This is a genomic window from Acidithiobacillus sp. AMEEHan, assembly GCF_030996345.1.
Classification (GTDB): Bacteria; Pseudomonadota; Gammaproteobacteria; order Acidithiobacillales; family Acidithiobacillaceae; genus Igneacidithiobacillus.
On the sequence record NZ_CP118747.1, the window covers coordinates 1,388,727 to 1,410,127 of the forward strand.

Consider the following 21,401-nt stretch of genomic DNA (forward strand, 5'->3'; position numbering starts at 1 on the left):
AATTCCTTTGAGCATAGCAGAGGATTGCTGGGACTGCCCGCCGGAGTCAGGAATCGCCATCCAGCGGGGCGTAGTTCTCGAAGCGCGTGTACTCGCCAAAGAAGCTCATGCGCACGGTACCGATGGGTCCGTTACGCTGTTTGCCGATGATGACCTCGGCCATACCCTTCACCTCTTCCTTGTCCTTGTGATAAACCTCGTCCCGGTAGAGGAAGAGGATCAGATCGGCATCCTGTTCGATGGCGCCGGACTCGCGCAGGTCTGACATCTGCGGACGTTTTTCGGTGCGATTCTCCAGGCTGCGGTTGAGCTGGGAGAGGGCGATGATGGGTAGGGCCAGCTCCTTGGCCAGCGCCTTCAGTGAACGACTGATTTCAGAGATTTCGGCCACCCGGTTGTCGCCGCGTCCGGGCACCTGCATCAGCTGCAGGTAATCGACAACGATCAGGGCGATGTCATGCTCGCGTTTGAGGCGCCGGGCGCGGGAGCGCAGCTCGGCGGGCGAGAGGGCGGCCGAGTCGTCGGCAAAGAGTGGAGCGGTGTTCAGTTCGCCGACGGCTTGGGCAATACGGGGCCAGTCGTCGCGATTGAGGCTGCCATTGCGCAGCCGGTGTTGATCGACCCGTCCGCGCGAGGAGAGTGCGCGCAGAACGATCTCTTCCGTCGGCATCTCCATACTGAACACCGCCACCGCCCGTTTTTCCACACAGGCAACGTGCTCGGCAATGTTCATGGCAAAGGCCGTCTTGCCCATACTGGGGCGGCCGGCAACGATCACCAGTTGCCCTGGGTGTAGACCGGAGGTCTTTTCGTCGAGGTCGACAAAGCCGGTGGGCAGTCCCGTGATCTGTTTGCGCTCCTTGGCGATCTGCTCGATCCGATCGATGACCGCGGGCAAGACTTCCTTGATCTGCTGAAAATGGGCGCCGCCGCGATCCTCGCCTTGCGCCAGCTCGAAAATCTTACGCTCTGCCTCGTCGAGCAGCAGACGCGCCTCCCGGCCTTCGGGGCGATAGGCCAGGTCGGCGATCTCGCGGCCGGCACGGAGCAGAGAACGCAGAACCGAGCGTTCGCGTACGATCCGCGCGTAGGCCAGGATATTGGCGGCACTGGGGGTGAGGTTGGCGAGTTCGATCAGGTAGGTGAGACCGCCCACCTCGGCAAGGAGGTCGCGCGCCTCGAGATGCTCGCCAAGGGTGATGGCGTCGAGTTCGCTGCCGGCATTGCAGATTTCGGCAGACGCCGCGAAGATGGTTTGATGACGACGCTCGTAAAAATCGTGGACCGCAAGGGTCTCACTGACCGTTTCCCAAGCTTCCGGGTCGATCAACAAGCCCCCGAGGACCGATTGCTCGGCCTCCCGGGAGAAGGGGATTGCCTTGACTTCCTGGTCCAGATGGGCCGCCATTGCTCTGCCTCTGGACTCGCGAAATCAGGCGCGTTCGACGACGACCTGGATGTCGATCTCGACTTCCGGATGCAGATGCAGACGTACCGGATACTCGCCGGTGCGCTTGATGGGACCCTCCTGCATACGCACCTCGCCGTGACTGATCTGGTGTCCCATGTCCTCGAGCATCCGCGCCACGTCATGGTGACCCACGGAGCCAAAGAGGCGGCCGTCTTCTCCCGCTTGCAGGGCGATACGCAGAATGGTGTCAGCCAGCGCTTCCGCCCGTACCCGCGCCGCCTGCAGGCGCTCGGCCTCGGCTGCTTCCAGCTGCGCCTTACGCGCGGCAAAATCGGCCAGGTTGTTGGGTGTGGCGACCACCGCTTTGCCCTGGGGAACCAGAAAATTGCGTCCGTAGCCTGGGCGAACCTCGACGACATCCCCCAAGCGCCCCAGTTTGTTGATGCGTTCCAATAGAATGACTTTCATGATCTTGTCCTTGTCGTCAGCGGATTAGCGGATGACGTAGGGCAACAATGCCAGGAAGCGTGCGCGCTTGATGGCAGTGGCCAGTTGCCGCTGGTAGAGGGCGCTGGTGCCGGTGATGCGGCTGGGCACGATCTTGCCCGTCTCGCCGACGAAAGCCTGCAAGGTTTTCAGATCCTTATAGTCAATTTCCTTGACGCCCTCGGCCTTGAAGCGGCAGGTCTTGCGCCGCCGGGAAAAGCCACCGCCGCCACGGCGATCGCCATCGTTGTCTCTATCTCTTTCTTTATGAAATGCCATTGTCGGTTCCTTATTCCACGCTTTCCGGAATGCTATCCGTCCGCTCTTCATCGCCGCTCCGCTCGTGGCGATCGCTTTCGTCGCGCGCCAGGGGCGACGCCTCGGTGATGGCTTCGTCGCGCGCCAGGGTCAGGTGGCGCAATACGGCATCGCTGAAGCGGAAGGCATCTTCCAACTCGGCCAGGGCGGCTGCGCTGCACTCCACATTCATGAGAACGTAGTGCGCTTTGTGGGCCTTTTTGATGGGATACGCGAGCTGGCGGCGACCCCAGTCTTCCAGACGATGAATCTGCCCGCCATCGCCCTCGATCATGCCCCGGTAGCGCTCGATCATCTGGGGTACCAGCTCACTCTGGTCAGGGTGGACCAGAAACACGATTTCATAATGCCGCAATGCATTCTCCTTACGGATCATAGAGTCCGGACGCCCATCGTCCGAACAAGGAGTTGACCACCACAAAGGGGGAACGCGTATTCTACGCGTTGGCAGAGGAATTACAAGGGATTGGAGAAGTGCTCCCGGAGCTTGTCGATCTCGTCACGGTAGGCGGCGCAGCGATTGGCATCGAGCTGGCCTTCCTGACCGCGCAAACTGCCGAAGCGTGATGCTGGTAAATTGCGCGTCAGACAGTGTTGCATGGCCTGATTGGCGGCGGCCGCATCGTTGCAGATAAGCAGCATCTCGCAACCGGCGGCGAGGGCGGTATCGACGCGCTCGCTGATCGCACCGACGCCCAGCGCACCCGCCATGCTCAGGTCGTCGCTGACAATGACCCCGGTAAAACCAAGTTCGCCGCGCAGTACTTGGCGCAGCCAGTACGGCGAATACCCGGCCGGGGCTTCATCCACCGCAGAATACTTCACATGCGCTGGCATAACGGCTGGAATGCCCGCCGCGACCAAGCGCCGGAAAGGACGCAGATCGGTTGCCAACGCCTCTCGCGGGCGCGGGTCGATGGGCAGCTCATGATGGGAATCTGCTGCCACACCACCGTGACCGGGAAAATGTTTGGCTACCCCCGTCAGGCCCTGACGGTCCATCCCCTGCCAGAGATGGCTTGCCAGTTCACCAACAATACGCGGATCGCTGTGCAAGGCACGATCTCCGATCACTGCAGAGACACCGGAGGCAAGATCGATGCACGGCGTAAAATCCATGTCGATGCCCAGCTGCCGAAGCTCATAGCCCAACAGTTCGCCCCAGATTTCCGCAAGGGTACGGGCACGATCCAGTCCCTCGCGATCAGCTACGCGTCCGAGGCTGGCCTGGGGCGGAAAACGCGTGACGCCGTCGCGCAGGCGTTGCACGCGACCCCCTTCCTGATCGATGGCGATGAGGAGCGCCGGCTGGCGTAGGGCGTGGATTTCGCCACAGAGTTCCTGCACCTGGCCATGACTGACACAGTTGCGCGCAAAGAGGATCACGCCACCCACCGTTGGGTGCAGCAGCCGCTCGCGATCCTCCGCTCCAAGGGTTGGATCGGAGATGTCGATCATCAGCGGGCCGAGAGGGAGTTCAACTGGATTTGGCATTTTCCTCATTCTTCTTTTCCGGTTGTATCAGTTCCATGTCCGGCGGCATATCGATAGGTAAGGAAATGGAGGGGAGTTTGTTGGGCATGCCATGCACATGGACGGGGACGATCATCATGCTGAAACCATCTTTTTGCAGACGGTCCTGGATGATGAAAGACACTTCATCGTGCAGGATGCTCCACAATGTACTGTTCTGACTGGAGTCGATGACCCGCCCGGCAAAAAAGATGCTGTTGGGGAAATAGCGGATAGCCGCACTGGCGAGGTCTTCCATGGCCTGAATGCGGTCGGTGCCATAGGTGGCAAACCAGGTGGCCGCCATACCCTGCGCGCGACAATAGGCGATGTACTGATTGGCTTCCGCTTCGGTGTATACCTTGAGTTGTTCGACTGCCTCCATGCCTTTGAACTCGCCCTGACCGACGATGCCCGCCAGCAGGAATACATAGTTTTTGACAAAGCCCTTCACCATGCGGTGTGCGGTGAGGAGGGTATGCAGGCCGACGCCATCGAATTTGCTCACGAAGAATACTGCCGTACTGGCGCGCGGGTCGAGGGGCAGCGCCGGCCCGGGTTCCATGTTTTCCGGGACGACGTCGAGCATGGTTTCGTCCAGCTCGCGGGTCCGCTTGCTGATGGAACGGTAATGACGATAAATGAAATAACCGAGCAAAATCACAACGCTGGTGATGAGCAGGGTGAACCAGCCGCCAGCATCGAATTTCTCGAAGACAGTGATGATCAGAATGGAGCCGGTGACGATCAGGCCGAGTATGCTGATGATCAGTTTGCCCAGCCATGGCTTGTCGCCCTTGCGTTGGGCAAACCAATGGCGGCTGAGGCCTGCCATGGTCAGGGTGAAGGTAATGAACACGTTGATGCTGTAGAGCACCACCAAGATGCGCACATGGCCTTGGGTAGCCAAAAGAATAGCGATCGACGCGAAGCCGACGAGCAGGATGCCATTGCGCGAAACGAACTGGTCGGATAGATAGGAAAATCGCTCCGGTAGCCAGCGATCGACGGCCATGTTGGCCATGACGATGGGTGCGGTGATGATACCGGTATTGGCAGCAATGAAGAGAAGCAGCCCCTCGGTCAGCAGGGCGAGCAGGGTGGCCCAACTGCCCCAATGGATGCCAAAGCCCTGCCAGTTGGCGGTGATGCTGTGGAAGAGCGCGGCATTCAGCGTTTCGCCGGCGCGGGCTTCGGCATGATAGAGCAGGTAGAGGAAGATCAGGCTGCCGGCAACCAGAGAGAGTGAAGTTGCCAGCAGGGTCATGGTCCGTTGGCCGGTCTGCACCCGCGGTTCCCGCATGATGTGCACACCATTGGCTACAGCTTCCAAGCCGGTATAAGTACCGCCACCGAGGCTGAATGCGCGCAGTATCAGAGCGATGATAAAGATCCAGCCGTAGGTCATGCTGTCCTGCTGCACGCCGTGGACGGTCGCCACGGCAATGTGCGGAAAATCTCCGGCATGGCTGAGCAGGCCCCAGGCAAGGATGATCCCGTTGCTGATCAGGAAGCCGACAAAGATCGGCAAAAGGATCTTGATGGACTCCTTCATGCCGCGCAAATTGAGAAAGATCAGAAAGAGCAGGACCAGCAAATCGAGTAAGATGCGCTCTTGGTACCAGCTCGCCGGCAGGATGCTGAGCACTGCCTCCGTACCGGAGGCCACTGAGATGGCCGCGGTGAGGATATAGTCGACAATCAGAGCGGCGCCGCTGACCAAACCGGCCAGAGGCCCGAGCAGAGTGGTTGCCGTGTGGTACCCGCCTCCCCCCTCTGGAAAGAGGGCGATCACCTGCTTGTAGCCGGCGGCAATGATGAATACCGTGATCGGAATGGCGATCGCCAAGATTACAGACAAATATTCATGGCCGTGCAGGGCGTAATAAATTTCGGGAGGACCGTAGGCCGAAGAGGAGAGGGCGTCGGAACCGAGGCCCACCCAGGCGAGAAAGGCGGCGAGAGAGAGATTTTCGAAGAGGTGCGGATTGAAGACATTGACCGTGCGCTGAAAGTGGGGAAAGCGAAAGCGTGCCATTCAGGTTCTCCTGTTCGGCCGGGGATAGGACGCGAAGGTGTCGGCAATGAGCACGGGCAGGCCCGCGGGGGAACGAGAAAATAAATCGATGATGGCAGCGGGATCGAGACGGATGCAGCCAGCCGAAACGGGTTGGCCCAGATGTTCGACGTCTGCCGTGCCATGCAAGTAGATATAGCGGCGAAAAGTATCGACTTGACCGCCCCGGTTGCGCCCCGGCTCCAGGCCGCAGAGCCAGAGCAGGCGGGCAAGAATCGGGTCGATCAGAACGGCGCCGGGTTGCCAGCGCTCGCCCCGCCAGCGCCGGCCGCGCAGCACGGCGTCCGCCGGCAGGCCATCGCCCACGCGGGCGCGCACATAATGCCAACCGCGCGGGGTCTTGCCGCTGCCGAGCTCCTCGCCAAGGCCGGCGCGAGCGGTGGATACTGGCCACTCTAGCGTTGCTGCACCACCCCACATCTCCAGCAGGCGTTGCCGGGCGGGTTGCACCCAGAGCCAGTGGTCAGGAGCCTCAGCGGGTAAAGAGGGCGACGGACTCGACATGAGCGGTATGCGGGAACATGTTGACGATGCCCGCGCTGCGGAAACGAAAGCCGAGCTGCTGCACCAGATACCCGGCGTCGCGTGCGAGGGTATCCGGGTTGCAGGACACATAGACCAAGCGCTCGATGCCGGCGCCAATACCCTTGAGGATCTCGATTGCGCCACTGCGCGGGGGATCGATGAGGAGCTTGCGCACGGGATGCCCGGCCAGCACTTCATCGAGACTCTCCTGGGTGAGATCGGCGCAGCGAAACTCCACTTGCTCCGTCAGGCCATTGGCTGCGGCGTTGGCGCTGCCCAAGGCCGTCAGGCGACGCTCTCCTTCGATCCCCAAAACCTTGGCCCCGGCGCGCGCAATGGGGAGCGTGAAATTGCCCAGACCACAGAAAAGATCGGCAATCCGTTCCCCTAGCTGCGGATCGAGCAGGGCCAGGGCGCGGCGGACGAGGACGGGATTGATGCTGGCGTTGACCTGGGTGAAGACGAGAGGCGAGAAGGTGAGGCGGACGTCATATTCGGGCAAGACGTAGAACAAGGCCTGGGGATCGCTCTCGCTGAGGCAACGCAGGCTATCGGGACCGGCACTTTGCAACCAGATTTGCAGCCCATGGGTCTGTCCAAAGAGTCGCAGTAATTCCTCATCCGCGGGGGTCAGAGCCTCCAGGTGGCGGAACACCAGTGCCGCGACCTGATCACTGCAGGCCACCTCGATCTGGGGAATGATGCGCGGATTATGCAGACGCGCGATCAGCGCCCGCAGGTCGAGAATCCGCTCGCCCACGCGCGGGTCGAGTACCGCGCAGCTCTCCATATCTGCCACGTAGCTGGAATGGTATTCGCGAAAGCCCACCAATACTCCGCGAGTGGCTGGTACCCGGACCGAGAGACGAGCCTTGCGGCGATAGCCGAAGCTCGGCCCGGCAATGGGCGGCAGAATGCGCTCCGGCCGCACCTTGCCGATCTGCCAGAGTTGTTCTTCCAGATGTCGTTGTTTGACCGCTATCTGTGCCGACGCTTCCAGGTGTTGCAGACTGCAACCGCCGCAGACCCCGGCATGAGGGCAGCGTGGCGTCACCCGTTGCGACGAGGCCCGCTGCACGTCCAGCAAGCGGGCACGATCGTAACGCGGAGTACCTTCGTAGACCTGCGCTACGACCTGCTCCCCCGGCAGGGCGCCGGCGACGAAAGTGACTTTGCCGTCGGCCCGGCCAACCCCCACACCCTCCCCATCCAGGGAATCGATCCGCAGAGTACAGGGTGCTGTGCCGCGTATGGGCTTGGGACGAGTCATGAGCGGAAAGAGATGGCGTTACTTGCGTTGCCACTGGCCACTAGGGCTTTGGTACCAGTAGCCTGCGGGGGCCTTCGCGATCCAGGCACGGGCAAAACTCTCCTGAATCTGACCAGCCCATTCGGGGTGGCCGTTGGCATCAGCAATCTGCGCATAGAGATTTTGCAGGGCAGCGTTGTAGCCTGCTACCAAACCCGCCAGCGCGCCGCGCTGAGCAAGTGGGACTGCCGCTGCATCGTGGATCGCGACGAGGCCATTGCTGGTGTAGCCAATGGCGCCACTGGCAAAGTAAGACCCCAACTTGGTGGCCTGGTTTTCGACGTTGGTCTTGGCTGCAATTACAGCAGGGCTGGAGGCATCCAGATTGGCGGCAGCCTGCGCTGTACTGCTTACAGAACGGAACGCCGCGTTGGTCAAATACCCCAAAATTTGGCTGGGATGCAGTTCTTGCGGCCGATGCCAGGCACTGGGTGCCGCCGAAGCCGCTGGCGCGGTGGTCTTGGCCTCGGGCTCGGCTTGAATGTCCACCCGTCCTTGCTGTGCGGCGTGATAGACCTGATCAACTACTTGATCGGCCAGCTTTTGTGCAGCAGCAGCCGGAAAATAGATGTTGACCGTGACGCAAGCCGCCAAGGTCAGAGAAAGACCCAAAAGGAGAAGGACCCGAAGGCCGTGTCGAAATCGATAAGCGTTCACCCGTTAGTCTCCTGTGGCAACCTGGGCCTTGCCTTCCATGACGGCGTGCAGGCGGCCGAGCAGCTCCTGCCAATTACTGCGCCGATTGTAGCCGATGATGTTCACCTGCGGCAGTCCCTGGCCGCGGAGCAGATAAAATCCACCATCTTTGGTACTGGCTACCCCCGATAAGGTCGCGACTCCATCCCGCAAGTCTACCCCGAAGCCCAGTTTGGCATAAGAAAACGTATGAAAAAACCGCAGAAAGATATTCTGGAAAAAGCCGCTGATGCCGCCGCCTCCCAGCTTGGTCAGCTTTTCGATGGCGGCAGCGCTGATTTTTTGCGGGATACCGCGAACGCGATGGGTCTCCATGTGCGCATCGAAGGCCACCGGCTGCCAATCCAGTAGCGTGAGATGCTGGACGCTGCCATCGAGCACGCCGCTGATGTAGCCAACCGGGAAGACATCGGTAAGCGGTTTGAGTTGCAGATTCTGCAGGCGAACGCTGGTCTGCAATAGGGGAGCGGGGGTAAAGAGTTCGGTCAGGGAGAGTCCGTCGATGCTGATCTCGCCGCCAAAGGCGTGGGCGCGCATCACGCTGCTGGTCTGCAGATCCCCTTGATGGTAGCGCAACTGTGGGATCTCGGCATCGAGTGTGCCGGTGAAGTGCGGCCAGCCAAAAGTGCGAGTGAGAGAACCCAGCTGAATGTGATCGACCCCGCCGCCGAGAACGACGCTGGGCGAACCGCTCTGCCAGTTGGCCTGCAAGCGCTGGATATGAAGGCGACCGCCCAACACGGAAAGTGCGGTCGGCGCGCGCAGCTCGGCGACCTGGCGGCGCAGCAGAAACTGCGCATCGAGGGGCCCGAAAGGGATGCCGTAAAAGCCACCATAGAGCCACTGCAGTTCGGCTTTGGACTCGCCTCCCTGTCGTTGCCAAGTGCCGCTGGAGCGCAGGTCCTGCAGCGTAAATTGTCCCTGCGGATCGCGCAGGCTGCCATCTTCGAGCTGCCAGCGGAGCTTGTCGAGACGGCCGACATAATCGCCAGAAATCTTCAGCTGGCCACTTGCCGCAAGTCGATGCGCGAGGCCGTTGGTCGGCAATATCGGCCGCAGCCAGGTTTGCCATAACGGCTGCATCGCCAAAATAGCTTCCTGCAGATGAATCTCCGGTGCTGCAGATCTACCTCTGGAAGCCGCAGAAAAACGTGCCTGCCCCATTTCTGGCCAGTGCAGCGTGGCTGCCGTTATCCGCCAGCCCTGCGCCCCATATTGCCAGTTTCCCCGCAGCGTGACTCCTGCGACGGGAGCGCTGACGTACCATGGGCTCCAGAGTGCCGCGCCACTGCGCCACTGCAGAGTCGATTGGCCTTGCCAGATGCCCTGCCGCAGCTCGACCTGGGTATGCAGATGCAAGACGCCGTTTTGCGCCGCTTGCAGACCGCTGGGGCTGCTAAACTGTAACTTGTCGAGCGAGGCCTGCAGTGCTGCGCCTTGTAGGCTGGTCCAGTTCGTGCCCCGCGCAGTGAGTCGTGCGCGTAGCGTTCCCTGGGGATGCCAGGTTTTCGGTAGCACCGTGTGCATGAGGTACGCAGCATTGCCCTCGCCCGAAAGGCGGGCCGACCAGCTACCCTGGCCGGCGCTTCGCCACCAGCCCTGCCAGGCGCCGATCTGCTGGCTACGGAGTTGCAGGCGCAGTTGCCCACCGTTTTTGCCGACCTTCCCCTGGCTGCGTACCTCCAGGTTTCCCAAGGGACTGGCCTGGACGGTTGCCTGCACCTGCAGTTCGTCGACCCCAGCGTGGGAATGCAGTTGCCCCTGCGCCTGCAGGGTTTGCCAGCGCAGGGTGCCGGCCCCCCGCGCGGCACCGGCTTGAACCTGCCAGTGCAGATCGCGCGGGCTCGTTCCCTGCGCCTGGATCTGCAGATTGTGCAACTGCAAGTGCGGGCCGCTGAGGCTCGCCGCACGGATCTCCAGGACCGTGGCTGGCGCCGGACCGATCATCTCTAGGCGGGAAAGACCCCGGTAGACAGATAACGGTCGCCGCGGTCGCAGATGATCGCCACCAGAAAGCCCTGGTCCAGGGTTTCGGCCACGCGCAAGGCGGCAGCAACTGCGCCGCCAGAGGAGATGCCCGCCAAAATACCCTCTTCACGTGCCAGTCGGCGGGTCATTTCCTCTGCCTCCTCCGTGCCGACGTCGATGACCCGATCGACCAACTCCGGTTGGTAGATCTTGGGCACGTATTCCTTCGGCCAACGACGGATTCCCGGGATTTTGGCACCGGCGGCAGGCTGCACGCCAACGATCTGGATAGCGGGGTGGACCTGACGCAGGTAGCGACTGGTGCCCATGATGGTACCTGTCGTACCCATTGCCGAGACGAAGTGCGTGACCTGCCCACGGCTGTCGCGCCAGATTTCCGGGCCAGTAGTCCGAGTATGTGCCTCAGGATTGTCGGGGTTGGAAAATTGGTCAAGCATGATCGCCTCGCCGGCGTCGACCATTGCACGGGCGCGGTCGATAGCGCCTTCCATGCTGGCATCGGCGGGGGTCAGCTCGATATCCGCGCCGAAAGCACGCATCACCTGGCGCCGCTCGAGACTCATGTTTTCGGGCATGATCAGGGTGATTTTCAGGCCCTCGACGGAGGCGGCCATGGCCAGGGCGATGCCGGTATTGCCACTGGTGGCTTCCACCAAACGATCTCCCGGCCGGATCGTCCCCCGCTCCAGCGCGCGGCGGATCATATGCAAGGCTGGACGATCCTTCACCGAACCGGCGGGGTTGTTTCCCTCCAGCTTACCAAACAGCCGCACCCGTGGATTGGGGCTCAGGCGCCGCAATTCGCACAGCGGGGTATTCCCAACGAAATCTGCAAGGCCGCTCATCGCTTTTTCTCCTTTCTGCAGGGCTTAGGCTAGCACTGCCTGCCCGTAGACCCAAGCGCTGCGTCTGACTATGATGACTAAAACATCCAGTGAGGAATCCACATTGATGATTACCAATGCTGCGGTGCAACCGGTGCATCACCATGAGCATCACCACCACACCCAGATCGGCTGGTTACGCGCCAGTGTGTTGGGTGCCAACGATGGCCTGTTGTCCACCGCGGCCCTGCTGACCGGGGTCGCTGCTGGCCAGGCAGGCACGCACGCTCTGCTGCTGGCGGGAGTTGCCGCCTGGGTGGCTGGGGCATTCTCCATGGCGGCTGGGGAGTACGTCTCCGTCAGTTCCCAAGCCGATACCCAGGCCGCCGATCTCGCTATCGAGGCGCGGGAGATTCACAAAAATCCCGAGCTGGAACTGCAGGAGCTCACTCATATCTATATGCAGCGCGGACTGGACGAGGTTTTGGCGCGTCAGGTAGCGGCGCAGTTGATGCAGCATGATGCCTTGGCCGCCCATGCCCGTGACGAACTGGGCCTGACGGAAGTGGCTGCCGCCCGGCCGGTACAAGCCGCTGCGGCTTCTGCGCTCTCTTTTTCCCTGGGTGCCATCTTTCCGATTTTGGCGATCCTCTTTGCGCCGGGGGCCGCACTCCTGCCGGTCCTGTATGTCCTGACTTTGCTGTTACTTGCCAGTTTGGGAGGCCTTGCCGCTTGGGCCGGCGGTGCATCGATTTGGCGCGGGGCCATCCGCGTGTTGATTTGGGGCGCGCTTTCTCTGCTTGCCACGACCCTGATCGGTCACATGCTGGGCACCGCGGTCGCATGAGCGTCCCAGTCTGGCATCTGTATCCCGATGCAGAGCGTCTCGCCGAGCGCCTTGCAGCGGCCATTTCCCGGCTGGCGGCCGAAGCGATTGCCGCGCGGGGAGCCTTCCACTGGGTATTGGCCGGTGGGCATACGCCCAGGGCCGTTTACGACCTTCTGCCTCGCTACGCTGGGCAGTGGCAGCATTGGCATCTCTACTACGGTGACGAGCGCTGTCTATCCCCCAGTGATGACGAGCGCAATTCCCAGTTGGTAGCAAAATCGGCCTTGGGTTCCGCTCCCATCCCGCGTGCCCAGCATCACATCATTCCCGCAGAGCAGGGGGCGGAAGCGGCGGCGAGGGCCTACACGGCCATTTTACCCCTGCATCGCTTCGATCTGGTTTTGTTGGGAATGGGCGAAGATGGCCACTGTGCCAGCCTTTTCCCTGGCCAGGAGGCAGGCTTTGCGCCCGATGCGCCCGCTGCCCTCGCGGTACACGACAGCCCCAAGCCACCGTCAGATCGGGTTAGCCTGAGCGCCGCCCGCCTGTTACAGACGCGCGCCATGTTTTTTGTGGTCACCGGCGTAGCCAAGGCCCCCGCCATCGAAGCCTGGCGCGCTGGCGCCGATCTTCCCGCCGCCCGCCTGGGCGCCAATGCCGATGTCTGGCTCGATGCCGCGGCCTGGGGTCGCTGAACGTCATGAGGGTGTCTGAGACCGTCGGACTAGCGCTAACCTGCCCCCTGTTTCTGGCACCGAACACCGGCTGATCGTCACCCCTGTCCGAACCAAACCTTACGGCAGAACCAATCGCGGAGATTGGGTTGCAGGCACTTCTGGCACGTGCCACGGAGCCTTGCTACATTCCGTAAGTAATGCAGTCTTACTGAGGTGACGCAATGAGCGTACTCGCCAAGATCACGAGCAAAGGACAAACGACAATTCCTGCTACTGTCCGAGAGGCGCTACGGGTCAGTCCTGGCGACCTCATGTCGTGGGAATTGGAGCCCGACGGTACTGCCCGGGTACGACGGGTCATGCCCTTGGATCTGGAATATCCTCAGGCGGTAGAGGCCCTGCTATCCGAATGGACCAGCCCAGCCGACGAGGAAGCCTATCGTGATCTATGAGCCTGGTCAGGTGTTGCGGGTACCCTCGATGCTCGCTTGATCCGTGGGCTCTTGGGCCACTTGTCACCCACTGACAAAGAGCGCCTGAAAACAACCTGAAACGACTTTGGGGGGGCCTGTAGGGTGCTGGCGCCAATCCCCCCGCGGCTCGCCTGGGCGCCAATGCCGATGTCTGGCTCGATGCCGCTGCCTGGGGACGCTATTCTCCGACCAACAGGTGGCGCGTGTTCGCTATTCACCAGCTTTTACGCCAGGGGTAGTCTCCGAATCGTTAATACGAATCGTGATGTTCGCATTGTGACCAAATGGTGTCGGTGGAAGGGGAGAAGCGTCGTGAATTGCCTTTACTAAGACTTTACCGAGTGCATCGGATGAACATTGGGCAAGATCCGCGCGCAGAACGGTCCCGTTGGCCTGGACTACCGCTACGGCGCCACAGATTCCCGTGGGCAGCACAACGGGATGCCCAGTCTTCTTAATGGCAGACTGTTCCTGTTTTCTGAGCAAGGCCTCAACATGACCGGCGATAATTTGTCGAACTTGGATTACATAGGAGTACTGCGCACGTTCTTGCGGTGAAATGACTGCCGCGTTGCGGACGGGTTGTGTCGGCATCCCCGAGGGAGTGGTCACGCTATTCACTGCACAACCAGAGAGAAGCGCAACAAGACTGATTGAGGCTGTAGTTTTGCAAGACATTGAGGCGTATTCCTTTTTCGCGAGTGCAGCTCTTTGTTTATTTTTTACACAATAAACTGCTGTCCTAATGTGTTCAAGATGGCTTCCCTCTACTGCTAGGCTGCCGGCGCAGACCCGTTTTTCTGCATGATGGCGAGTGCCGTGGAGACGAGGGCCCCTACGTTGCCGCGAGCGAGATGGGTCGGTCGTATGGATTCATGAGGCATAACGCCCGGCATCACCTGCCGGCGGAGGCGGGCGAAGCCCGCTGTAGCCGGTCAGATGCATGCGGTTGTTAGCCGTCGCTCGGTTACGCCGTCGGCACATCGAAAAGCATGATGCAAATTTGGATCTCACGTCCCGGATCCGTGGTCTTCACGAAGATGTAGCGGGATCTACCGGCGGGGTCGTGCTCGAGCGTCTTGCGGTACTCCGGCCTAGACGTCATGATCTCGCGCATCTTCTGCCGTACCGCGGTCGAGTCTCTCGTCTGGTTAAAGATCAGCAACGCGGACTTAGAATCTCGCCACGAGAGATACCCTAGGAGTTGATCCACAGCATCGGTGAACGACTTAGGCCCGTGCCAAAACTTACACTCCGCAATGAAGATGTTCCGGTTCTCGGCGCGAATCAGGATGTCAGTCTTTCCCGCAGCATTGAGTGTCTCACCAGTTGCTGTCCCTTCGTAGTGCCCGTTGAGCTGCAGAAGAAAGTGCGTTCGAATCGCTTCTTCATCCAACGACGCAAAGGCGCCCGGGTTACGCTCGATTACGAGAGACATGCTCTTGAGCACGCCGAGAATGTGCTCGTATTCGTTTTGATCGAGAGCAGGCTCGGGAGCATATTTCTCGGTGGCGGCCAGCGGGCGCTTGACGGGTGACTCGCGCCTCTTGGTTGGGACAGTGAAGGTCAACGGTTGGCTACGCTTCTTAATTGGTATCCCGAGTGCCGCAACTGCCCCGACCGCCGATTGCGCCTTGGTTCGCTTCTGGGCTAGGGCGGAGCGAATCGTCTGGGACGCGGTTCGGTTGTGGTTATCGACGTCACGTCGAAGGTTTGCGACTGCATCAGCCAAGTATCTGATGTTGTTCTGAATCTCGGCTTTCAGCCGCTCCGGATTGGCAGAGTCGTCCGGGAACGTGCAGGTGAAAACGACGACATCGTCTCTGATTTCCAGCTCGGGGTAACCGGAGAGGCTGAATGTCGACGGCCGTATGCGCCAAAGGTTCGGGTCCCCAGAGTAGAGAATGGCGATGTGGAGAGTCGTACCCTTAACGATTGCCCGCTCGCCGGGAAACACTACCCGATCGACATGGTGGCTCACGTCGAGCTGAGTGCCTTTCTGTCCCTTGATGTAGTGGTTGTCGGCATCCAGAGAAAGGGGTGTAACCGTGACCTTAGAGACGTAGTAGTCCTCAAGCTCAGTGGGCGATGCCTTGAGGACGTACTCGTTCTCAAGTGAGTCAATCTCCCGAACTGTGTTTTCAAGGAGAGCACGGAATGTAGCGAACGTGTCGCCCTCCCGGAATGGTCGTGTTCTCATGCGCGTTTGCTTGGAACCTCCGGTCGACGGCTAACGTCTGAATTCACCGGCCTGCGCGGCTTTTCGCGCAGGTCCGGTGGAATGATTTGTTAGCCCCCAAGGTGCACACGAAAGTCGGGATGGAATGTCGTTATCGGATTGTCGACCGAGTCTGGGTCTTCAAGTGCCCGCCGCACTTGGCTTCCGACCTCGGCGCGGTATGTGTCGATCTTGGGAACAAGTGCATAGATGTCGGAGGTGTCGATCTTGATTGTGCGTACCTGATTCAGGTCAAACGGTACTCTGTCGCATGCGCGGATTAATTGAACAACCGGTAGCCTAGCTGCATGGCGGATCGCAAGTTCATAAAAGACGTTGGGATTGTGGAAAGAGAGATCTGCAATGACCAATCGAGACTTGAGTAGATACTCAATGATCTGCCGCGTGATTGTTCCGGGTTTGTCGATCGCATCGGCTCTAATGACTCTAAGGCCCAATTGTTCAAGCGCTGGCTCAACAATCGATCCAAGGAATAGATCGGAGTGCTTTCGTTGTTCGCTTCCATCTTCACCAATCGGTGTGACGTAAAAGCAAGTCGCCTCGAACTGAGCATGTTCTGCCGTAATTAATCCTGTCCCTACCTTGGCAGAAGAAGACGCACTCTGGATCTGCGGAGTGGCTGCAATTGAAGTGTTACGAATCGGCGATGCAGGCAGTGAGTCAAGCAAATGCTCTCTCGTAACGATTCGTTCAGCACCCGAGAGGGTTTGCAGCAGCCCAAGAAACCGAAGGTTTACGACAAACGTATCAGCGGCTTCTTCAGCGAGTTCACTAGGGACATCGAAGTCCTTGATTGCATCTATGAGAGCGGCGCGAGCGGGGAGCTTGTTTCCCGCAAACCGTTCGTACAGTTTCGCGAAGGGTTCAATCTGATCAACTGCCAACTGAATTCGGGCCTTCACCTGTTCTCGTCGCGGAAGTTCCTCGTCAAGGGCTTTGATGCCTTCTGGCGTTAGCTCCAACTGCTCAGCGGCGTAGCCACCTTTGATAAGTCCATACTTGTTGGAGTTGGTAATTAACATCCTGCTCGGACCACTTTCCGGTGACTTCTGCAGATGATCGAACAGGCTAAGTCGTCGCACGGGTTTCCCGCTACCGTAATCGAAAAGTTCTTTGGCAAAAGCAAGAGCCTCCTCGAACCCGCAAGCAGGGAAGGGACGCTGAGCACGCTTCCGTTTTACGGCAGCTTCAACGCGAGCATTGACCTCATGTTCCGGCGAGGGCGTCTGCTTTTTGTTCATTTGTAATCTCCCAATTTGCAAATGTGCTTCAGGTTCAAGGGGCTAACGCCCAAGCTCATGGGCGGCGCAAAAAATGCAGCGCATTTTTTGTGACGTCCCACTGCAGCACCTGGTTAGGCCCCGGGGTGGCCACAGATGACCTCGGTTGCCGTGCGCCAATGTTCCAACCGCTCGTGCAAAACACGCATGCCGTCTCCGAGAACTTCAACATTGATAACTCCTAACCCGATTAGATGTTTGTTTCCTTTAATGTCTTCGGGATATCGAAAAACTTGGCCGCTTGGATCGATGTTGCAGAAGTCGTCGATGATGTCCTTGGCAATGGACAGTTCAAGATGATCAAAGGCTGAACTACCTGTTGCTCGCGCTTGCACCTCGAATGTTTTCCAGTTGTCCTGAAGGGTATGAGTTTTCTGGTAGGTCGTACTTCCTGACTGCGCGGCGAACAGGCGCACCATATGTTTTAGGTACAGCTCTATTCCATGTCGGAATGAAAATGTAGCGGGATAGATGAGGAGATCAGGCTCCTCGACACATTGAGTGGGTAAGGCGGTATGATTGCTTTATGGGAAGGGCAGCGAGCTGAGGATAAGGATGGACCAAGGTAATCAACTGTTCACTCTGGCGTTGGGGTTGGTTCCGCCGTGGATGGTGGACGATGTGCGGTTCACGGTGGAGGAAAAGCGCCTGGACCTGCATGTGAACTTCCCAAGGGGTAGTCAGTTTCCCTGTCCGGTCTGCGGCCAGGACTGCCCGGTCTATGACACCCAGGAGAAGGTCTGGCGTCACCTCGACTTCTTCCAGCATGCGGCTTATCTCCATGCCCGCGTACCACGGGTCCATTGCCCGGAACACGGCGTGCATTTGGTATCCGTCCCTTGGGCGCGGGAAGGCTCGGGATTCACGCTGCTCTTTGAGGCTCTAGTCATGGCCATGGTCCGGGAGATGCCCGTGTTGACGGTCTCCCGCCTAGTGCGGGAGACGGACCAGCGACTCTGGCGGGTGCTCGATCATTACGTCGCCAAGGCCCGCGAGGCCGCGGACATGTCAGAGGTCCATTCCGTCGGTATCGATGAGACGAGCAGCCGGCGCGGCCATGATTACATCACCCTGTTTGTGGACCTCGTGGCGAAGCGCCTGCTGTTTGCCACACCCGGCAAGGATGCCGAGACTTTTGCGCAGTTCGCCGAAGATCTGCAGGCCCATGGCGGCAGCGCCGAGGCCATTACGGAGGTCAGCATGGACCTCTCGCCAGCCTTCCAAAAAGGGGCCGCAGAACACCTGCCCAACGCCCAGGTCACCTTCGATCGCTTTCACCTCATGAAGCTCGTCAATGAGGCCGTAGATGCCGTACGCAAGGGGGAAGCCCTCTCCCAACCAGACCTGAAAAAGAGCCGCTGGCTTTGGCTCAAGAACCCGGGAAAGCTCTCCGCCAAGCAAAGCGCCAGGCTCCGGGAGATCCTCAAGAACCAGAACCTCAAGACAGCACAGGCTTATCAGCTTCGCCTGACCTTCCAAGAAATCTTCACCGTCCAGAATCGCCACCAGGGCGCCACCCTGCTCAAGGCCTGGGTGGAAAACGTCAAGGACAGCGGATTACCGCCAATGGTCAAGGTCGCCTACACCGTCATGAATCACTGGGATGGTGTGCTCCGCTGGTTCGAGAGCCAGATCACCAACGGGATTCTGGAAGGCTTCAATAGCCTCCTCCAGTCCGCCAAGGCAAAAGCCCGTGGCTACCGTACCCACAAGAACTTTATCAACATGGCCTACCTGATCCTCGGTAAACTGGATCTCAGGCTACCCACATGAAACATCGAAGAACCGGAGATCAATTGTCCATTCGTCTCGCTTTATTGCGGCCACGATCTGAAAGCCGCCCTCGAAAAAGCCTTCACCATAAGCGCCGAAGTCATACGGCCCGCCATTTGTTCCCACGCACGCGTTCAAGTCAGGGCGCGGTCCTGCTCGGAACAATGAATTTGGTTGATATGTAGTCGTCATAAATGAGGGGCCTAACGTGAAAGTGAGCGGCCTGTGCGGCTTTTTGCGCAGGTCCGCTCGACTGTAGTGTTAGCTGCCATCACGACCACTTTCCTTGAAGATTCTGATGCGCTCCTTTTCAGACTGGGCGAAGAAGAACCACGCGAAGTATCCGAGAAGTACCAGAAACAACATGCCACCCGTTCGAGCCCAGAAGCTGGGCGTGTTGGAAAGAACTAGTAGTGCAACAACGGCAAGCGCAAAGCAGGTAAAAGAGAAAGCGGCCAGATAACCGTTAATCATGAACACGATGGCGAAGAACCTTGCCAGCCTTGGATAAGGCTCGGGGAGTTCGAGATTTTTCGCAGCTTCCTTGGCAACAGTCTTGCCAATTTCTCCAGTCTTCTTAGCAGCTACACCGATGAGCCGATAAAACTCCTTGAACTGCTTGCTGAAAAGAGTCCTCAGGATTGCCCACAGCAAAATCAGAAAGACAAGAATCCAGAATGTAGTTTCCAAGTACTGACGGAGATTCTCCGGCGCATGTTGAATGAGGGATAGCCAGCTATTCAATTCGGAAGGGTCCATTTTATCTCCCGACAGCTAACATAAATTAGATGGCACCACCCTAGCACAAGATAGATGGCTAACGCAACACAGAGCAACGCCAATATACTGTATCTGCAGCATAATTACCCTTGCTCAAAAATTTAGGACTGCCTAATATTTGCCTGATGAAAATCAGTCAGCCAACCCCTAATTCCCTACCCAAACTCCTGGACCAAATGCGCGCCAGGATCAGGGCGTTGCACTACAGCATCCGTACCGAAGAGGCCTATACGGACTGGTCGCGGCACCCCAAGGAGATGGGAGCCACAGAGATCGAGGCATTCCTCAGTTATCTAGCGGTAGAGCGCAAGGTGTCGTCCTCTACGCAAAATCAGGCTAAGGCGGCGTTGCTTTTTCTCTATAAGCAAGTGCTTGATATTGACCTGCCCTGGCTGGACGATATCACCAGCGCCAAGCTTTCCCAACACTTGCCTACGGTGCTGACCTCCGGCGAAGCGCGGGCGTTGCTGCATGAGCTTTCAGGGACCATGTGGTAGGTGGCCAATCTGCCGTGCGCACGGGGGCGCAACGGCGACACCATATTCATGAGGCTTCCGTACAGCGCGCCATCCGCACGGCGGCGAGCCGTGCGGGCATCGTCAAGCCCGTGACGCCGTCTATGACTATATTAGAGTGTTACGCGTACTGCACGCGGCCTGACAATGGCCGCCGGTCGAGAGATGACGCCCTGCATCTAGTGCTCACCGCAGATTGGTCCTGAGCTACGTTTGACAACATGAGAAATTTTCTCGGAATATGCCGGAAACGCGTCCAGCTGGGGCTAGCAGAGAACTGGCTGCCGGATGATTCGGCCGTTTTTGCGTCGCAATCTCAGCCCTTGGCTGCTGGCCCCGACCCGTTTTTCTGCACGATGGCGAGCGCCGTGGAAACGAGGGCGCCCACGTTGCCGAGTTCAGCGGGAATGACCAGACTGGTACCGGCCTTGGCGAGGTTCCCCCATTTTTCGATGTAATCCTTGGCAATCTGCATCTGCAGAGCCTCGATCCCGCCAGGTTCGCGGGCAGCGGCGCCGATGGTGCTGATGGCCTTGGCCGTGGCCTCGGCGACCAGGGCAATTGCCTGCGCCTCGCCTTCGGCACGTAGGATCTCCGCCTGCTTGCGACCATCGGCGATGTTGATTTCCTGCTGCCGCTGTCCTTCGGAGGTGTTGATCTGCTGCTGCCGTTGCCCTTCGGACTTGGCGATGATGGCGCGTTTTTCGCGTTCGGCGGTGATCTGCAGCTCCATGGCGCGGATGATCTCACCCGGCGGGGTAATATCCTTGATTTCGTAGCGCAGCACTTTCACCCCCCAGTTCAGGGCGGCTTCGTCTACGGCCTCAGCCACCGCCGCGTTCAGGAGCTGCCGCGACGACAGGGCGGCGTCGAGATGCAGTTTACCGATTTCCGAACGCATGCTGGTTTGCGCGAGCTGGATGACGGCATTGAACGGGTTGCTCGAGCCATAGGCCGCCTTGACCGCATCGGTGATCTGTACGTAGAGCACGCCATCGACAGTCATGGTGGTGTTGTCGAGGGAGATGCAAACCTGGGCGGGCACCTCCATGGGCAATTCGCGCATGTCGAAGCGGTAAGCGACGCGATCGATGAAGGGGACGATGAGATTCAGACCCGGTTGCAGGGTCACATGATAGCGACCGAGGCGTTCCACCACCCAGGCGCGCTGCTGGGGCACCACGCGGATGGTAGCGCGCAGCACGAAAAAGACGACGATCAGGACGACGACGATGCTGATGAGGGTGGTAGGCATAGCGACTCCCCGGACGATGGCGGAACGACGGCAATGTGCAAGAGATTTCCCTCGTGCGCGACGATGACCGCGGCGGCGCCAGGACAGGCAGTATCGCCTTCTTCCAGCACCGCCGGCCACTCACTGCCACGATAACGGACCCGGTAGCGCCCTTGGGCGTCGGGACCACGGAGCACCTCCACCGCTTGGCCCAGATCGAGGTCGTCGACGCCGCTGGCTTTGCGTGCCAGCCGATGGCGCAGCCAAGCACTGACGAGAATGAGGACCACGCTGCTGGCGAGAAAGACCCAGTGCAGAGTGAGATGCGGTAGGAAAAGCCCGGCGAGGAGGGCGATCAGGGCAGCGATGGCAACCGCGGCGAGGTAGAAGGTACCGGTGAAGAGCTCTGCCAGACCTGCGACAACGGCAATGATCAGGTAGAGCAGGAGCACGG

Annotated in this window: 22 protein-coding genes; 5 read left to right on the top strand and 17 right to left on the bottom strand. The window is 59.5% G+C overall.

What is annotated here, in order from left to right; translation table 11 throughout:
• Positions 1-46: 46 nt before the first annotated feature.
• The 11 genes from dnaB to cysM form a co-directional block, all read right to left on the bottom strand.
• On the bottom strand, positions 47-1,408 hold the full coding sequence (dnaB, locus tag ORD17_RS07065) for a replicative DNA helicase (protein ID WP_308387615.1): 1,362 nt from the start codon (positions 1,406-1,408) through the stop codon (positions 47-49).
• A 24-nt stretch (positions 1,409-1,432) separates the two neighbouring features.
• The gene (gene rplI, locus ORD17_RS07070) at positions 1,433-1,879 is read right to left on the bottom strand and encodes a 50S ribosomal protein L9 (RefSeq protein WP_308387617.1); all 447 of its coding nucleotides are present in this window, start codon (positions 1,877-1,879) and stop codon (positions 1,433-1,435) included.
• A gap of 24 nt (positions 1,880-1,903) precedes the next feature.
• Positions 1,904-2,176 (bottom strand): 30S ribosomal protein S18, encoded by a 273-nt coding sequence (gene rpsR, locus ORD17_RS07075; RefSeq protein ID WP_308387618.1) that lies wholly within the window; start codon positions 2,174-2,176, stop codon positions 1,904-1,906.
• A gap of 10 nt (positions 2,177-2,186) precedes the next feature.
• Positions 2,187-2,570 (bottom strand): 30S ribosomal protein S6, encoded by a 384-nt coding sequence (gene rpsF / locus ORD17_RS07080; protein WP_308387619.1) that lies wholly within the window; start codon positions 2,568-2,570, stop codon positions 2,187-2,189.
• Positions 2,571-2,671: 101 nt separating this feature from the next.
• Positions 2,672-3,709, bottom strand: coding sequence for a beta-N-acetylhexosaminidase (gene nagZ / locus ORD17_RS07085; protein ID WP_308387620.1), 1,038 nt, complete (start codon positions 3,707-3,709; stop codon positions 2,672-2,674).
• Positions 3,693-5,765, bottom strand: coding sequence for an APC family permease (locus ORD17_RS07090; RefSeq protein ID WP_308387621.1), 2,073 nt, complete (start codon positions 5,763-5,765; stop codon positions 3,693-3,695). Before ORD17_RS07090 ends, nagZ begins: the two co-directional genes overlap by 17 nt.
• On the bottom strand, positions 5,766-6,308 hold the full coding sequence (locus ORD17_RS07095) for a L,D-transpeptidase (protein WP_308387622.1): 543 nt from the start codon (positions 6,306-6,308) through the stop codon (positions 5,766-5,768).
• Positions 6,277-7,599: a 23S rRNA (uracil(1939)-C(5))-methyltransferase RlmD gene (gene rlmD, locus ORD17_RS07100; RefSeq protein ID WP_308387623.1), complete on the bottom strand. Its 1,323-nt coding sequence runs from the start codon at positions 7,597-7,599 to the stop codon at positions 6,277-6,279. Before rlmD ends, ORD17_RS07095 begins: the two co-directional genes overlap by 32 nt.
• Positions 7,600-7,617: 18 nt before the next feature.
• Positions 7,618-8,295 (bottom strand): DUF1318 domain-containing protein, encoded by a 678-nt coding sequence (locus ORD17_RS07105; RefSeq protein ID WP_308387625.1) that lies wholly within the window; start codon positions 8,293-8,295, stop codon positions 7,618-7,620.
• A 3-nt stretch (positions 8,296-8,298) separates the two neighbouring features.
• Positions 8,299-10,281: a hypothetical protein gene (locus ORD17_RS07110; RefSeq protein ID WP_308387628.1), complete on the bottom strand. Its 1,983-nt coding sequence runs from the start codon at positions 10,279-10,281 to the stop codon at positions 8,299-8,301.
• A gap of 2 nt (positions 10,282-10,283) precedes the next feature.
• Positions 10,284-11,168: a cysteine synthase CysM gene (gene cysM, locus ORD17_RS07115; RefSeq protein WP_308387630.1), complete on the bottom strand. Its 885-nt coding sequence runs from the start codon at positions 11,166-11,168 to the stop codon at positions 10,284-10,286.
• Positions 11,169-11,274: 106 nt separating this feature from the next.
• Here cysM and ORD17_RS07120 point away from each other — a divergent pair, with 106 nt between their 5' ends.
• From ORD17_RS07120 to ORD17_RS07130, 3 genes are all read left to right on the top strand, one after another.
• Positions 11,275-11,994 (top strand): VIT1/CCC1 transporter family protein, encoded by a 720-nt coding sequence (locus ORD17_RS07120; RefSeq protein WP_308387632.1) that lies wholly within the window; start codon positions 11,275-11,277, stop codon positions 11,992-11,994.
• Positions 11,991-12,671, top strand: coding sequence for a 6-phosphogluconolactonase (gene pgl, locus ORD17_RS07125; RefSeq protein WP_308387633.1), 681 nt, complete (start codon positions 11,991-11,993; stop codon positions 12,669-12,671). The genes ORD17_RS07120 and pgl overlap by 4 nt, the downstream gene beginning before the upstream one ends.
• Before the next feature lie 203 nt (positions 12,672-12,874).
• Positions 12,875-13,105: a type II toxin-antitoxin system PrlF family antitoxin gene (locus tag ORD17_RS07130; protein WP_308387634.1), complete on the top strand. Its 231-nt coding sequence runs from the start codon at positions 12,875-12,877 to the stop codon at positions 13,103-13,105.
• Between the two features lie 988 nt (positions 13,106-14,093).
• On the opposite strand, the gene ORD17_RS07135 is transcribed toward ORD17_RS07130, so the two are convergent.
• The 3 genes from ORD17_RS07135 to ORD17_RS07145 all read right to left on the bottom strand — a co-directional run bounded on the left by ORD17_RS07135 (position 14,094) and on the right by ORD17_RS07145 (position 17,064).
• Entirely contained in the window at positions 14,094-15,326 is a 1,233-nt protein-coding gene (locus tag ORD17_RS07135) for a hypothetical protein (protein ID WP_308387635.1), read from the bottom strand.
• 89 nt (positions 15,327-15,415) lie between these two features.
• The gene (locus tag ORD17_RS07140) at positions 15,416-16,606 is read right to left on the bottom strand and encodes a hypothetical protein (RefSeq protein WP_308387637.1); all 1,191 of its coding nucleotides are present in this window, start codon (positions 16,604-16,606) and stop codon (positions 15,416-15,418) included.
• Positions 16,607-16,719: 113 nt separating this feature from the next.
• Positions 16,720-17,064: a hypothetical protein gene (locus ORD17_RS07145; protein WP_308387638.1), complete on the bottom strand. Its 345-nt coding sequence runs from the start codon at positions 17,062-17,064 to the stop codon at positions 16,720-16,722.
• Between the two features lie 136 nt (positions 17,065-17,200).
• Between ORD17_RS07145 and ORD17_RS07150 the strand changes: the two genes are divergently transcribed.
• A complete protein-coding gene (locus ORD17_RS07150) occupies positions 17,201-18,418 on the top strand; it encodes an ISL3 family transposase (RefSeq protein WP_014003049.1) in 1,218 nt (405 codons plus the stop codon).
• Between the two features lie 261 nt (positions 18,419-18,679).
• On the opposite strand, the gene ORD17_RS07155 is transcribed toward ORD17_RS07150, so the two are convergent.
• Positions 18,680-19,177 (bottom strand): hypothetical protein, encoded by a 498-nt coding sequence (locus tag ORD17_RS07155; RefSeq protein ID WP_308387640.1) that lies wholly within the window; start codon positions 19,175-19,177, stop codon positions 18,680-18,682.
• Positions 19,178-19,374: 197 nt separating this feature from the next.
• On the opposite strand from ORD17_RS07155, the gene ORD17_RS07160 reads away from it, so the two are divergent.
• The gene (locus tag ORD17_RS07160) at positions 19,375-19,695 is read left to right on the top strand and encodes a phage integrase N-terminal SAM-like domain-containing protein (protein WP_374693357.1); all 321 of its coding nucleotides are present in this window, start codon (positions 19,375-19,377) and stop codon (positions 19,693-19,695) included.
• A 334-nt stretch (positions 19,696-20,029) separates the two neighbouring features.
• On the opposite strand, the gene ORD17_RS07165 is transcribed toward ORD17_RS07160, so the two are convergent.
• Positions 20,030-20,968, bottom strand: a complete 939-nt coding sequence (locus ORD17_RS07165) for an SPFH domain-containing protein (RefSeq protein WP_308387642.1) — start codon at positions 20,966-20,968, stop codon at positions 20,030-20,032.
• Positions 20,932-21,399: an NfeD family protein gene (locus ORD17_RS07170; RefSeq protein ID WP_308387644.1), complete on the bottom strand. Its 468-nt coding sequence runs from the start codon at positions 21,397-21,399 to the stop codon at positions 20,932-20,934. Before ORD17_RS07170 ends, ORD17_RS07165 begins: the two co-directional genes overlap by 37 nt.
• Positions 21,400-21,401 lie beyond the last annotated feature (2 nt).